Source organism: Paenibacillus flagellatus (assembly GCF_003217775.1).
Taxonomy (GTDB): domain Bacteria; phylum Bacillota; class Bacilli; order Paenibacillales; family NBRC-103111; genus Paenibacillus_AB; species Paenibacillus_AB flagellatus.
In genome coordinates this window covers 289,946-303,803 of sequence record NZ_QJVJ01000004.1, presented here as the reverse complement: position 1 = coordinate 303,803, position 13,858 = coordinate 289,946, and the positions used below count along the sequence as shown (strand labels likewise).

Here is a 13,858-nt window from a genome sequence, read left to right as displayed (position 1 = left end):
TGGCATGGAAAGGACGAGCGTCATGGGCGATTGGGATCGACATCGGGAACAGGAACGCGATCGGGAACGGGAACGTCCCGCCCCCCGGACGAACGTATGGGCGTTCTCGCTGCAAATCGGCTTGTTCGCCGGATTGATCTGGGGGGCGGTCAAGATCGGGGCGTCCTACTTCAAATTTACAAGAATCAATTCGGGCTTCGTCGCCAAACCGTTTTTTACGCAAGCCTATATGAATTCGACGGCCGGCTTTTGGACGGGATGGCTCGCGTTCATCGCGTTCTCTCTCGTGGCGGCGCTTCTGTACGCCGGGCTGTTCCGCAAAATTAGAGGACCGTGGATGGGGCTCGTCTACGGGGCGTCCTGGTGGGCGTTGCTTTACTTGCTGTTCGGACCGGTGATGGGGATGATGAGGCGGATCGACCGGCTGGATTGGAACACGATCGTGACGGACTTCTGTTTCTTTCTCGTATGGGGGTTGTTTATCGGGTATTCGATTTCGTTCGAGTTTACGGACGAGCGCGAGCGGGAGCCTTCCTCGCCGATTTCTTGACGGTCGAAAATGCCGCCGGATACGGCGCCCGGAGCCAAAAAAAAGTTTCTCAAAGCGGGGAAACTTATGGTAAAATGGCTTCGGTTCGACTCTTCCGATTCGGGTGGTGAAGCAGAGTGTACGAAATTTTGGTATTGCACGGCCCGAATTTGAACATGCTGGGCGTTCGCGAGCCCGGCGTTTACGGCACGGTTACGCTGGCGGCGATCGAGGAGAGGCTGACGGAGACGGCCGCAAGCTTGGGCGTCCGGCTCGAATGTTTGCAGTCCAACCACGAAGGCGTCCTGATCGACCGCATTCACGAGGCGTTCGGGACGAAAGACGGCATCTTGATCAATCCGGGGGCGTTCACCCATTACAGCTATGCGATTCGCGACGCGATTTCGTCGGTGCAGCTGCCGGTCGTCGAGGTGCACTTGTCCAACATTCATAAACGGGAGCCGTTCCGTCACGTATCGGTCATCGCGCCGACGGCGGTCGGGCAAATCGCCGGATTCGGCGCCCACAGCTACGAGCTGGGGCTTATCGCTTTGCATCGACATTTGCAGGAGAGGGGCGAAGCTTGATGCATCAAACTCGTTTGGCCCGTTTGCGCGATCTGATGCGGGAGCGCGGTTTGGAGGCGTTGTTCGTTACGGGCTCGCACAACCGCGCTTATATGTCGGGATTCGTAGGCTCCGCGGGGTATTTGCTCATTACGCAGGACAAGGCTTATTTGCTGGCGGACTTCCGTTACGTGACCCAGGCGGCCGAGCAGGCGCCCGCCTTCGAAATCGTCGAGCATAAGCCGAAGGTGATGGAGACGGTCAAGGAGCTGCTGAAAGGGCTCGGCATCGGCAAGCTCGGCTTCGAGCAGCAGCACGTCACGTACGCTTCCTACGCTTCGTACGCGGCCGATTTGGGCGATATCGCCCTCGTGCCGGCGGAGCCGCTCGTCGAGCTGCTGCGCATGGTGAAGGACGAGACGGAGCTCGCGATCATGCGCGAGGCGGCGGAGCTGGCGGACAAGACGTTCGCCCATGTGCTGACGACGCTCAAGCCCGGCATAACGGAGAACGACGTCGCACTGACGATCGAGTTTTTCATGCGCCAGCACGGGGCGACATCGGTATCGTTCGATACGATCGTCGCCTCGGGGGAACGGTCGGCTTTGCCGCACGGTCGGGCGAGCGACCGGGTGCTGCGGTCGGGCGAATTCGTCAAGCTCGATTTCGGCGCGTATTATAAAGGATATTGCTCGGACATTACGCGGACCGTCATGCTGGGCCGTCCGACGGACCGGCACCGCGACATTTACCAGATCGTCCTGGAGGCGCAGCTGCATACGCTGGACGGCATCCGCCCGGGGATGACCGGCAAGGAGGCGGACGCGCTCGCGAGGGACGTTATTAAACGGCACGGCTACGGGGACCATTTCGGCCATGGCACCGGCCACGGGCTCGGCATGGAAGTGCACGAGGCGCCGCGGCTGTCGACGCAAGCCGATACGGTGCTCAAGCCGGGGATGACCGTGACGGTGGAGCCCGGCATTTACTTGCCCGGCTTCGGCGGCGTACGGATCGAGGACGACGTCGTCGTCACCGAATCGGGCGTCCAAAGATTGACACAATCGACAAAAGACTTTATCATACTCGATTAGTGAAACTTTTGTCGAACATAACCGACAACGAACCGTTTAGGAGGAACCGATTGTGATTTCTGTCAACGATTTCCGTACAGGCCTTACGATTGAAGTGGACGGCGACATCTTCACCGTTCTCGATTTTCAACACGTAAAACCGGGCAAAGGCGCCGCCTTCGTCCGTTCGAAATTGAAAAACCTGCGCAACGGCAACACGGTGGAGCGGACGTTCCGCGCCGGCGAGGACGTCGGCCGCGCTCACGTGGAAAACCGCGCGATGCAATATTTGTACGCGAGCGGCCAGGAGCACACGTTCATGGACAACGAGACGTACGACCAAATTACGCTGCCGTCGTCCCAGCTCGAATGGGAGCTCAACTTCCTGAAAGAAAATATGACGATCAATATCGTCAGCTACCAGGGCGAAATTCTCGGCATCAACCTGCCGAACAGCGTCGAGCTGAAAGTCGTCGAGACGGAGCCGGGCATCAAGGGCAACACGGCGACCGGCGCGTCCAAAAACGCGAAGCTCGAAACCGGCCTGAACGTGCAAGTGCCGCTGTTCATCAACGAAAACGACGTGCTGCTCATCAGCACGAGCGACGGCAAATACATTTCCCGCGCATAATCCGTTGTGTGGGGCCGCGTAGCCGGTGGAGGAGCGAAATAAGGTACGTTTACACCTTATTTCGCACTCGCGGCGCGCGTTTGACCACAATAGCGTACGTTTGTACGCTATTTCGTGGGAAAAGGGCCGGTTAAGCCGATGGAGCCGCGAAGTAAGGTGCATTTGTACCTTATTTCGCTCTTTTGGGCTGTGCGAAGCGGAAATAGTGTACGTTTGTACGCTATTCATGTAGGTTCGAGCGGAAATCAACTACGAGATAAGGAAAGCATCCTTTCATGAGAAAGGATGCTTTTTGTTGTTTTCATTAAATCTGATGGAAAGGCGGGATATGTTCGAGCAAGCATACCAACAGTGGCTCCTTATGCACCGCAAGGTGAGAAGCGGGGAACGAAAGCGACGATTGGACGAGGGACACGGTCATGCCGAGAAACGATTCGCGGAAACGGTATGGTGGCCGGCGTTCGAAACGTTCGATCATTTCCATCCGAAATACGAGATATCCGACTTCAAAGACGGCACGAGGTTTCTGGACTTCGCTTATTTGAGAGGGACGGTGCGCATTTGCGTGGAAATCGACGGATACGGTTCCCACCAGCGGGATATCGACCGAAGGAAATTTTCGGATGAGCGAACGCGCCAAAATCATCTGGTCATCGACGGTTGGAAAGTGATCCGCTTCTCGTACGACGACGTCCGAAAGCGCCGAGATACTGTCAACAAACGCTGCAGCAGTTGATGGGGAAACTGTTCACGGACTTTCGAAACACGACGGACGGGTTGTCCTTTATGGAAAAGGAGACGCTCCGCCTAGCTTCATTGCGGAAGGAAGGTATCGCTCCGGGCGACTGGCGCAATTTCTCGGACTGGGTCGCAGAAGAGTGGAAGCGCTCTTGAGAGATTTGGTGGACAAAAAGTGGCTCGTTCCTTCTTCCGGTACGATTCGGATACGGACGTACCGGTTAAGCGGGGAGAAGAGGAGTTGAGGAAGCTTTATATCGTTTGAGAGATTCATACATGTAAAAAGAAGAGGGGGAGGTTGCGACCAATGGAAAGAGCAAGCTTCCTTATTTATCGTAAAGGGCGCCTTTAAGAACTGCGCCAAAGATTTCCCGATTTTGAAAGTTTGACCCCGAATACAACGGCAACGGATGTAACCATTGCCGCCTCGCAACTAAAAGAGAGGGTTTTTCGATACGTCCGCACGAAGCAGTAACACTCAGCGGAAATAAAAAATCCGCCGGGACGCCCCCCGACGGATTCGGATCACTCATGGAAAAAGACGTTATGCAGGGCGACGATCGCTTTGTTCAAGTCGTCCTTGCGGATGCCGAACATGATGCTGTTCTCGGAGGCGCCCTGGTTGATCATCTCCAGGTTGACGCTGCTGTCGGCGAGCGCGCCCGTCGCCCGTTTGGCGATGCCGATCTGCTGCGTCATGCCGTCGCCGACGATCATGATGAGCGCGATGCCGCGCCGGACGAGCAGCTTATCCGGCTGGAGCTCCTCGCGGATGCGGTTCAGCACGCGCTCCTCCACGTCCGGCGTGAACGTCGATTCTTTCAAAATAACCGAGACGTGGTCGATCCCCGACGGCATATGCTCGTAAGACAAGCCGGCGTCCTCGATAATTTGCAGCAGCCGGCGCCCGAACCCTTTCTCCCGGTTCATCAAATATTTACTAAGGAAAATGGCGCAAAAGTCCGTCGAACCGGCGACACCGACGACCGGCAGCTCTTGATTGTGCCGCTCGAGCGAGATGAGCGTCCCGCGCGATTCGGGGTTGTTCGTATTGCGGATGTGGACCGGGATTTTGGCGTTGAACGCGGGCTGCAGCGCCTCGTCGTGCAGGACGGAGAAGCCGGCGTACGACAGCTCGCGCATCTCCGCGTACGTCATCTCGTGAATCGCCGCCGGGCGCTCGACGACGCGCGGGTCGGCCGCGAATACGTTGTCGACGTCGGTGAAGTTCTCGTACACGTCGGCTTGGACGGCCGCCGCCAAGATGGCGCCGGTAATGTCCGACCCGCCGCGCGGAAACGCGACGAGGTTGCCGTTCTTCGCGTACCCGTAAAAGCCGGGGAAAATGATGCGCGACGCGCTGTCCCGGAGCGGACGAAGCCGCTCGTACGATTCCGGCAGCACCTGCGCGTTGCCCGGCTCGTCGCTCAGCACGAGGCCCGCGTCCTTCGGATCGACATATATGAAATCGTGGCCTTCCTTGCGCATGTAAGCCGCAAGCAAGCGCGCGCTGAATTCTTCGCCCAAAGCTTTGATCGAATCGGTATACCGTTCGCGATGGCTGCGGTCTCCCGCGCTGCGGGCGGTCAAGATCGAAGCGATCGTGTCGAGCTCTTCTCTCGGCAGCCCCAGGTCGTCCACGATTTCGGCAAACCGGCTCAAAATCGACTGCCGCACGTCTTCGCCGTCGGCTCCGCCCAGCGTCGCATCGGCGTAAGCGATAAGCAAATCGGTCACTTTCGTGTCCGGCTTGTTCCGTTTTCCGGGAGCCGAGACGACGACGATTTTCCGTTCATCGTCGGCAAGCACGATATTGGCAACTTTGCGGAACTGCTCGGCGGATGCGAGCGAGGTGCCGCCGAACTTGCATACTTTCAAACCCATGACGTTTCCTCCTAAGGCAGTCTCTTTTGATACACTACCACAAGAGGGGGGCGGATTCAACGAGAATTCGACATTCGGCTAATGAATTTTCCCGAACAAAAACGTGGCGATTTTGAGCAGCAGGGCGGTGATGCCGGCCGCCATGAGCGGACCGACCGGGATGCCTCGCAGAAAGACGATGCCGAATATCGAGCCGATGACGAGACCGACGATCAGCTGCGGGTCGACTTTCAGCAAATCGAGCCCTTTGCCGTTCATGTACGTGGCGATGGCGCCCCCGACCAGGGCGATGATACCGGGCCACGAGGTGAAAACGGCGATAATGTCCTTCGTCGATATACGCTCGCTCGCAAAAGGAACGAGCACCCCCATCGTCAAAAACAAGAGGCCCAATTCGAGGCCTCTTCGTTCGATAGTCGGCAAATACCGCTCCAAATGAATCAGCTTGACGACGAGCAGGACGCAAGCCGCGGTCGTAATGATCGGCGATCGACCGATCATGCCGATGATGATCAACAACAAGAGCAGCAGTTCGCCGTTCATTCCGATTGCCCCTTGTCCTACAGGATGGCGAAAGACGGACGACGTCGGTTTCGATGCGATCCGGTGTCCGGCCTTCAAGCGAAGGCTGTCCGCCTTTCTTTTCGTCCTTAGTCTATGAGCCCACCCGACCGGATTAGAACCGGATCATCGCCTGATCCCGCAAAATCGGCACGAGGTCGAACCGGTCGATCTGCGAGCAGAACGAGACGTCTTCGCGGTAGCCGATCTTGCTCAGCCGTTTGCCGTTCGAGCCTTGCAGCAGCGTCTCCTCCAGCCGGTCGCTCGCCGAATCGTAGGCGAGCCGCATGGCGGCGCCGAAATCGTTCGTCTCCGGACATTCGTTCGACACGTCCTCCAGCTTGCGGATGAGCAGCCCCGCGCATAAGCCGTCCTCGAGCGAAAATTCGTCCTGCGTTCCCGCGCAAAGAATGACGACGTCCCGCTTCAAGGCGACGGCCGCTCTTGCGCAAGCCGAAGCGTTCAGCAGGGAGCCGGCCAGCACGTGGCTTGCGCGCTGCGCCTTTTGGATCGCTCTCGTTCCGTTCGTCGTCGTCAGGACGATCCGTTTGCCGGCAATATCGGGGGTCATATATTCGAAGGGCGAGTTTCCGAAATGGAAGCCGGCGATTTTTTTGCAAAACCGTTCGCCCCCCAGCAAGTCTTCCGGCAGCTGGAGCTGCTTCGCCTGATTGACCGTCTCGACGGGCACGACCGACGAGCAGCCGTGCGCAAGCGCCGTGACGATCGTGCTCGTGGCGCGAAGCACGTCGATGGCGATGACGGTTTTCTGAACGAAATCGTCCGATCTGACCTCGATGACACTCGAGATGACGTCCACTTGCATGTCCGATCCCTCGCTTCGATAGAAATAATGGGTTCGGGGGCTCCTAGGAGGGGCCCCCGATCCGGCGTTCACGCGTCCAGTCTCAACCGATCGTCCGATGCGGCGGCAATCGGGCTTACGGCGACAGCTCCAATCCGAACGTATCCGATCGAAGCCCTCTGCGCAGCGATTCCAACGAAAAAATGTCGTTCGGCGAAATGTTGCCCAAATTGACGCCCGATCCGAGCGTTTTCAGCAAATGCACCTGCTGCTGCTTTTGCGGAGCCTCCCACAGGAGAAGATCCGGCTCGGGCAGCTTGCCGACGATATCGAGCAGCTCCTCGTCGCGGCATTCCCCATTGGCGTCGAATATGCCGACGCCGGCTCCGGATTCCCGCGCCTCGATCGTGACTAGGGCGGCGCCGTGCTGGACGTCCAGCAGCACCGTCTCCACCAATTCCTCCGCGTCGATCGTCGATCCCCACAGCTTCTTGCCGTATTCCGTATAAACCGTCAGCCCCGCTTCGCGGCTGAGACGGATTAGCTCGTTGCGAACGGTGCGCTCCATCTCGATCGTGCCGTCCGACACCTCGATCGCCGTAAATCCAAGCAAGCCGATCATGTCGAAATATTCGGGAACGGTGTGCCGGGAGACGGCCACCTCCAAAAACGTGCCTCCGGGCATAATCGCGATTTGATGCTGGCGGGCCAGCTCGATTTTTCGTTTCAGAAGACCGGTCGGATACAGCGGCGTCGTGCCGAACCCGATTTTTAGCAAATCGATATAGGGCGCCGATGTTTGCAGCAAGTCTTCGAAAGCGTGGAGCCCGAGTCCTTTATCGATCACCATCGTCTGCCCGCGGGTGCGCGGCTTGACGGTGCGCCGTCCGGTCGGATCCCGCAGCAGCGGGTGCCACTCCAGCTGTGAAGTTACGTCCATAAAACAAGTCTCCTCGCTGTTAAAGGATTTGTATGATGTCTGGAAGCAATATATGCATTCGCCCGAGGGCTGGTGCCGCCATGCCTAAAATGGGACGTGCCCGCATAAGATGGGAAGCAGGCGTTTCGGACGAGGCTGACAAGATCGGGAGCGACAAAGAAGCGGGAGCGGCGGCATGCCGCGCGAACGCCTTCGAAACCCGCATTCGGGACGCGAAAGGAGGGAAGAGGCGGATATGATCAACAAAATCGTCATGAGCATGGCCAGCCTCCGGCTGATGTCGGGGAGTCTCGAAATTATCGCGGCGCTCGTCATGCTGAGGCTGAATCAGGTGGACAAGGCGCTGCTCGTCAATTCCGGGCTTGCGGTCGTCGGCCCTTTGATTCTTCTAACGACGACGACGATCGGATTGGTAGGTTTGGCGGAAAAGCTATCGTTTACGAAGATGCTGTGGGTTGGCATCGGCGTCGCCTTCATTTTCATAGGCATTTTGAAAAAATAGAGGAATAAACGTCTTGTCCGGGCATATAGATGGGAGTAAACGACCGGACAACCCGACCCGGGGAGGTGCCGCGATGCAACCGATTCTACCTTTCTTGCCCGCTCGGATTCGCGAAATGATAGAGAAGCTGCCGAAGACGGCGCTCGACGCGCTGGAAGAAATCCGCATCCGGGAAGCGAGATCGCTCGAAATCGTGCACGACGGGGAGTCCCGGTTCGTGACCGAGGGAGGGGCGCTGACGGTCGATCCGGAAGCGGGCTACAAGCCCGCCAAGGAAGATTGCGCGAAGCTGCTCGATCTGCTGACGAATCATTCGCTCTACACGTTCGAGGAAGAGCTGCGGCGCGGCTACATCACGATCGCCGGCGGACACCGCGTCGGCCTGGCCGGCAAAACGGTGCTGGAGCGCGGCGAAGTGAAGCATATCCGCGACGTGGCCGGCTTCAACATCCGCATCGCGAGAGCCGTGCGCGGCGTCGGTGCGGCGCTGCTGCCCGCGATATGGGACGAGTCGGCCGGCAGCGTCCACCAGACGCTCGTCATCTCGCCGCCGAGGCAGGGCAAGACGACGCTCGTGCGCGATTTGGCGCGAATGATCAGCGCCGGCTCGCAGTCGGTCTCCGGCCGCGACGCGCGAAGATCGCAGCTTGCGCGATCGGGGCTGCGCGTCGGCATCGTCGACGAACGGTCGGAAATCGCCGCCTGCTATCGGGGGGTGCCTACGTTCGACGTCGGTCCCCGTACGGACGTTCTCGACGGATGTCCGAAAGCGGAAGGAATGATGATGATGATCCGCTCGATGTCGCCCGACGTGCTCGTCGTCGACGAAATCGGCCGCCCGGAAGACGCGGCCGCCCTCCAGGAAGCGCTGCACGCCGGCGTGCGCGTCATCGCCACCGCGCACGGACGAAGCGTCGCGGACGTCCGGGACCGGCCGGTCATGAGACGTCTGCTGGAGGAGCGCATGTTCGCCCGGCTCGTCGAGCTTTCGCGAAACCGGCAAGCGGGCGCGCGGTTCACGGTATGGGACGCGAACGGCAACAAAGTGGCCGAGCCTGCAGCCGAACGGCTGCGGGAAGCCGGAGGTACGCCATGCTGAAGCTGATCGGCGCGGTGCTGATCTTGACGGCGGGCACGCTGATCGGCTTCTCCAAGGCGGCGGCGTTCGCCCGCAGGCCGAGGCAGATTCGCCAGCTCGTCCATGCGCTGCAGCGGCTCGAAACCGAGATGACGTACGGCTTCACCCCGCTGCCGGAAGCGCTGCTGCGCATCGCCGAACGGCTCGAGCCGCCGCTCGCCGTCCTGCTGCGCACGGCCGCCGAGCCGCTCCGGACGTCGGCGGGCGCTACCGTCGCCGAAAGCTGGCGGGAGGCGATCGACGCATGCTGGAAACATACCGCCCTTCAATCGAATGAACGGGAAATCTGGAGCCAGCTGGGCTTTACGCTCGGCATTAGCGACCGCGACGATCAAGCGAAGCATTTGAAGCTGGCCGTCCACATGCTGCAGGCCGAAGAGCAAATCGCCTGGGACGAGCAGCGTCGCTACGAGAAAATGTGGAGAAGCCTGGGGGTGCTGGCCGGAGCATTCGTCGTCATTTTGATGTACTGAAGGGGTGCCTGACATGAACGTGGATGTGAACGCGATCTTTCAAATTGCCGGCATCGGCATCATCATCGCGATGATCCATACCGTCCTGAAGCAGATGGGCAAGGAAGATATGGCGCATTGGGTGACGGTCATCGGATTCGTCGTCGTCCTGTTTATGGTGGTGAGCCTGCTTGACGATTTGTTCAAAGAAATCAAAACGATTTTTTTGTTCCAGTAGGTGGGCGCGATGGAAATCATCCAAATCGTCGGCCTCGGATTCGTCGTAGCGATTTTGACGCTCGTCCTGAAGGAACAGAAGCCGCTGTTCGCCTTTTTGCTCGCCGCCATTACGGGAATCTACATCTTTCTGTTCCTGCTCGGCAAAATATCGGCCATCATTCGCGTGCTGGAGCAGCTGGCCGGGCAAACGAACATCGACCTGATGTTTTTGAAGACGATTCTGAAAATTATCGGCATCGCCTATATCGCCGAGTTCGGCGCGCAAATCGTGCGCGATTCGGGGCTCGAGTCGGTCGCCTCGAAGATCGAGCTGGCCGGCAAAGTGCTGATCATGGTCATGGCGATTCCGATCATCAGCGTCATCATCGAAACGGTGGTCAAGCTGCTGCCCGCTTGAACGGACGATCCGCGCCAGAGACGGGAGATGAAACCTTTGATCCAGCAACGTATGCGCCATGCGATCGCCGCGCTGATCCTGCTCGCGATCGCGCTCGCCGGAGGAACCGCCCAGGCGGCGACACCGGCCGAGACGATTATCCGGGAACAGGCGGAGCGGCTGCCGACGGAACAGGTCGAGGGCTACTGGAACCGGCTGATGAACGAATACGGGGGGTATTTCCCCGACAGCAAGCCGCCCAGCTTCATGGAAATGGTCGTGCCGGGCGGAGAAGGGCTCAGTCTGAAGCGGATCGGCTCCGCCGTCGGCAAATATTTGCTGCACGAGGTGCTGGTCAACGGCAAGCTGCTCGCCTCGATCGTCGTCCTGACCGTCTTCAGCATGATATTGGAGTCGCTCCAAAGCGCGTTCGAGCGAAACAACGTCAGCAAGATCGCCTATGCGATCTCGTACATGGTGCTGCTTCTCATCGCGGTCAACAGCTTCAGCGTGGCGATCGGCTACGCGAAGTCGGCGATCACGAGCATGATCCAGTTCATGATCGCGATGATTCCGCTTTTGCTGACGATGCTCGGCTCGATGGGCAACGTCGCTTCGGTCACGGTGCTGCATCCGCTAATCGTCTTCATGATCCATGCCGTCGGCACGCTGATATACGCGGTCGTTTTCCCGCTCCTGTTCTTCTCGGCCGTTCTGCACATCGTCAGCTCGATCAGCGACAAGTACAAGGTGACGCAGCTCGCCAACATGCTCCGCACGATCAGCGTCGCCTCGCTCGGCATCATGGTGACCGTCTTCCTCGGCGTCATCTCGGTGCAGGGCGGGACGGGGGCGGTGGCGGACGGGGTGACGATCCGGACGGCCAAATACATTACCGGCAACTTCGTGCCGGTCGTCGGACGGCTGTTCTCGGACGCCTCGGATACGGTCATCGGCGCGTCGCTGCTCGTCAAAAACGCGGTCGGCATCGCCGGCGTCGTCATTCTCGTGTTCCTGTGCGCGTTCCCGGCCGTGAAAATATTGGCGCTCGCGCTCATCTACAACGTATCCGCCGCCGTCATGCAGCCGCTCGGCACGAATCCGATCATCGGCTGCCTGCAGACGATCGGCAAAAGTTTGATCTACGTGTTCGCCGCGTTGGCCGCCGTCAGTCTCATGTTTTTTCTGGCCATCACGGTAATCATTACGGCCGGCAACGTTTCGGTCATGATGCGCTGACCGACCTTGAAGCAAGGAGGCTCCCCATGATCGCATGGCTCAGCGGCTGGCTGAAAGACGTCATCCTCGTCGTCCTGTTGGCCGCCTTCGTCGATTTGCTGCTGCCGAACAACGCCTTGCAGCGGTACGTAAAAACGGTGCTCGGCCTGTTCATCCTGCTGACGCTCCTGTCCCCGCTGCTCTCGCTGTTCCAGGAGAAATGGGACCCGGAGAAGCTCGTGGCCTCGGTCGAGCGGCTCGGATCGCAGCCGCAGGCGGGCGGGCCGTCGAATTCGGTCCAATCGCTGCAGGCGATATTGCGGAACGCGGAGCGATGGCGGCAGGACGACCGCAACGAGGCGCAGCGCATCATGGAGAGGGAGCTGGCCGCGGAATTGCAGCGCACCGCCGGCAGCGAAGCGAACGTCGCGATCAAGCAAGTGAAGCTTCAAATGAAATACGACAATAACGGAACGCCGAGCATCGAACATATGCAGGTGGTCCTTGATGATATAGATGGGTCCCCGCCGGGATCCGGCACCGGCAAAGATCCGCCGGCACGCAAGCCGATCGGGGCCGTCGAGCCGGTGCATATCGATATCCGGGTCGGAACGCCCGAGACGAAGCCGGAAGCCGGCGCCATATCGCCGGAGCGCCAGCAGACGAAGCAAAAGCTGTACGACGCGCTGAACCGGCAATGGCAGTTGAGCCGGGATCAAGTGACGCTGCTGTACGAGACGGAGCTGCGGAAAGAGAGGTGAGTTCATGGCCAAATGGCTGCAATGGCTGGAGCAGCGGGTGGGAGGGGGGCCGGGAGGCCCGAAGCGGGTCGGCGCGTTCCGCTGGATCATACTGCTCGGCTTGCTCGGCGTCGCCTTCATGATTCTCAACTCGTTCCTGAACGTCAAGACGATAGGACCGCCCGATGATCCCGGGGCATCCCCCCAGCCGGCCCAGCAAACGTTTCTGGGCAAGGAGGCGGGCGACAAGTCCGGCTTCCGGGACTACGAGGACGCTTACGAAAGCGCCGTCAGGGACATTCTGCAGAAAGTCGTCGGCATCGGCGACGTGGAGGTGCTCGTGACGATCGATTCGACGGAGGAGACGATCGTCCACTCGAACCAGAACGAGTCGCAGCAGGTGACGACCGAGAAAGACCAGAACGGATCGACGCGACACATTACGGAAATTACGCGAAGCGGAGAAGTCGTCCTGTACGAAGCGTCCGGCGGCCAATCTCCGATCGTGTTGAAAAAAATAAAGCCGCGCATAAGGGGGGTCGTCGTTGTCGCAAAAGGCGCCGAAAACTTGACGGTGAAGCAAATGATCGCGGAGGCGGTCGGACGGGGACTGGACGTCCCGGCGCATCGCATCTCCGTGTTGCCCCGGAAGCAATGACCGCGACGGGCAGCGAACAACCATTACGAGTGGAATAAGAGGAGGAAACGAACGATGAATACGAAAAGACAAACGGTATGGCTCGTATCGATGCTCAGCTTGATGGTGGTGCTCTCCGCCTATTACCTGTTCACCGAGGACGTCAACGAGCTCGACCTGACGGCCCAGCAGCTGTCCGGCAGCGAAATCAAGGTCGACGCGGTTTCGACGGGCGGCGGGGCGAAAACGGACGCGGCTGCCGGCGACAAAGCCGCAGCGGACAAAGCGGCTGCCGACAAAGCGGGCGCCGATCAAGCGGCGGCGAACCAAGGCGCATCGACCGACAAAGCCGCATCCGGCAAGACGTCCGGCGGAACGGATGCGACATCGAAGAAAACGGACGAAGAAGTGCTGAAGCAGGTTACGGCGAAAGAGACGACCGGCAGCGACTATTTCGCTTCCTTGCAAATGAAGCGCAGCGAAGAGCTGGCGAAGCAGACGGAGAAGTGGATGACGATTTCCCTCGATTCGAAAAAGTCGACCGAAGAAGTGACGCAGGCGATGAACGAGCTGAACAAGCTGCAGGATACGGACGAGAAGGTGACCGGCCTCGAAGACCAGCTCGCCCAAAGCTACAAAAACGCGATCGTCCTGCAGGAAGGCGGCAAATGGAAGGTGGTCGTCCAAGCGGCCAAGCTGGAGAAGAGCGAAGGGGTCAGCATCGTCGACCTCGTCATGAAAGAGCTGAACGTGACGCCGGACAAGGTGACCGTGCAATACGTGCAATAAGCCGACCCGCATTCGCGTTCGGCGCCCGACGCAAGCCGG

General features: G+C 59.3%; 18 protein-coding genes. 14 read left to right on the top strand and 4 right to left on the bottom strand.

All coding sequences use genetic code 11. The features are described 5' to 3' along the window. Positions 1 to 4 precede the first annotated feature (4 nt). The 5 genes from DLM86_RS11080 (at position 5) to DLM86_RS33085 (ending at position 3,535) form a co-directional block, all read left to right on the top strand. Positions 5 to 550, top strand: a complete 546-nt coding sequence (locus tag DLM86_RS11080; RefSeq protein WP_245954502.1) for a YqhR family membrane protein — start codon at positions 5 to 7, stop codon at positions 548 to 550. A 116-nt stretch (positions 551 to 666) separates the two neighbouring features. Then, positions 667 to 1,116: a type II 3-dehydroquinate dehydratase gene (gene aroQ / locus DLM86_RS11075; protein ID WP_110840066.1), complete on the top strand. Its 450-nt coding sequence runs from the start codon at positions 667 to 669 to the stop codon at positions 1,114 to 1,116. After that, entirely contained in the window at positions 1,116 to 2,189 is a 1,074-nt protein-coding gene (locus DLM86_RS11070) for a M24 family metallopeptidase (RefSeq protein WP_110840065.1), read from the top strand. The genes aroQ and DLM86_RS11070 overlap by 1 nt, the downstream gene beginning before the upstream one ends. 52 nt (positions 2,190 to 2,241) lie before the next feature. Next, positions 2,242 to 2,799, top strand: coding sequence for an elongation factor P (efp, locus tag DLM86_RS11065; RefSeq protein ID WP_110840064.1), 558 nt, complete (start codon positions 2,242 to 2,244; stop codon positions 2,797 to 2,799). 328 nt (positions 2,800 to 3,127) lie between these two features. After that, complete coding sequence (locus DLM86_RS33085; RefSeq protein WP_342773073.1) at positions 3,128 to 3,535, top strand: DUF559 domain-containing protein; 408 nt, start codon at positions 3,128 to 3,130, stop codon at positions 3,533 to 3,535. Between the two features lie 527 nt (positions 3,536 to 4,062). Here DLM86_RS33085 and DLM86_RS11055 read toward each other — a convergent pair. The 4 genes from DLM86_RS11055 to comA all read right to left on the bottom strand — a co-directional run bounded on the left by DLM86_RS11055 (position 4,063) and on the right by comA (position 7,727). Then, positions 4,063 to 5,415 (bottom strand): aspartate kinase, encoded by a 1,353-nt coding sequence (locus DLM86_RS11055; RefSeq protein ID WP_110840251.1) that lies wholly within the window; start codon positions 5,413 to 5,415, stop codon positions 4,063 to 4,065. Between the two features lie 84 nt (positions 5,416 to 5,499). Beyond that, entirely contained in the window at positions 5,500 to 5,964 is a 465-nt protein-coding gene (locus tag DLM86_RS11050) for a DUF441 domain-containing protein (protein ID WP_110840063.1), read from the bottom strand. Positions 5,965 to 6,097: 133 nt separating this feature from the next. Beyond that, the gene (locus tag DLM86_RS11045) at positions 6,098 to 6,808 is read right to left on the bottom strand and encodes a 2-phosphosulfolactate phosphatase (protein ID WP_110840062.1); all 711 of its coding nucleotides are present in this window, start codon (positions 6,806 to 6,808) and stop codon (positions 6,098 to 6,100) included. A gap of 115 nt (positions 6,809 to 6,923) precedes the next feature. After that, positions 6,924 to 7,727: a phosphosulfolactate synthase gene (gene comA, locus DLM86_RS11040; protein WP_110840061.1), complete on the bottom strand. Its 804-nt coding sequence runs from the start codon at positions 7,725 to 7,727 to the stop codon at positions 6,924 to 6,926. Positions 7,728 to 7,962: 235 nt separating this feature from the next. Here comA and DLM86_RS11030 point away from each other — a divergent pair, with 235 nt between their 5' ends. From DLM86_RS11030 to DLM86_RS10990, 9 genes are all read left to right on the top strand, one after another. Beyond that, positions 7,963 to 8,229 (top strand): YqhV family protein, encoded by a 267-nt coding sequence (locus DLM86_RS11030; RefSeq protein ID WP_110840059.1) that lies wholly within the window; start codon positions 7,963 to 7,965, stop codon positions 8,227 to 8,229. Positions 8,230 to 8,302: 73 nt separating this feature from the next. After that, positions 8,303 to 9,328, top strand: coding sequence for a stage III sporulation protein AA (gene spoIIIAA / locus DLM86_RS11025; protein ID WP_110840058.1), 1,026 nt, complete (start codon positions 8,303 to 8,305; stop codon positions 9,326 to 9,328). Then, positions 9,322 to 9,840: a stage III sporulation protein SpoIIIAB gene (spoIIIAB, locus tag DLM86_RS11020; RefSeq protein ID WP_110840057.1), complete on the top strand. Its 519-nt coding sequence runs from the start codon at positions 9,322 to 9,324 to the stop codon at positions 9,838 to 9,840. Before spoIIIAA ends, spoIIIAB begins: the two co-directional genes overlap by 7 nt. Before the next feature lie 13 nt (positions 9,841 to 9,853). Then, entirely contained in the window at positions 9,854 to 10,057 is a 204-nt protein-coding gene (gene spoIIIAC, locus DLM86_RS11015; RefSeq protein ID WP_110840056.1) for a stage III sporulation protein AC, read from the top strand. 9 nt (positions 10,058 to 10,066) lie between these two features. Continuing rightward, entirely contained in the window at positions 10,067 to 10,456 is a 390-nt protein-coding gene (gene spoIIIAD, locus DLM86_RS11010; protein WP_110840055.1) for a stage III sporulation protein AD, read from the top strand. Positions 10,457 to 10,483: 27 nt separating this feature from the next. Further along, positions 10,484 to 11,674, top strand: coding sequence for a stage III sporulation protein AE (gene spoIIIAE / locus DLM86_RS11005; protein WP_110840054.1), 1,191 nt, complete (start codon positions 10,484 to 10,486; stop codon positions 11,672 to 11,674). 26 nt (positions 11,675 to 11,700) lie between these two features. Next, on the top strand, positions 11,701 to 12,414 hold the full coding sequence (gene spoIIIAF, locus DLM86_RS11000) for a stage III sporulation protein AF (protein ID WP_110840053.1): 714 nt from the start codon (positions 11,701 to 11,703) through the stop codon (positions 12,412 to 12,414). Positions 12,415 to 12,418: 4 nt separating this feature from the next. Further along, positions 12,419 to 13,051: a stage III sporulation protein AG gene (gene spoIIIAG, locus DLM86_RS10995; RefSeq protein ID WP_110840052.1), complete on the top strand. Its 633-nt coding sequence runs from the start codon at positions 12,419 to 12,421 to the stop codon at positions 13,049 to 13,051. Between the two features lie 54 nt (positions 13,052 to 13,105). Further along, the gene (locus DLM86_RS10990; protein ID WP_110840051.1) at positions 13,106 to 13,819 is read left to right on the top strand and encodes a SpoIIIAH-like family protein; all 714 of its coding nucleotides are present in this window, start codon (positions 13,106 to 13,108) and stop codon (positions 13,817 to 13,819) included. Positions 13,820 to 13,858: the final 39 nt, after the last annotated feature.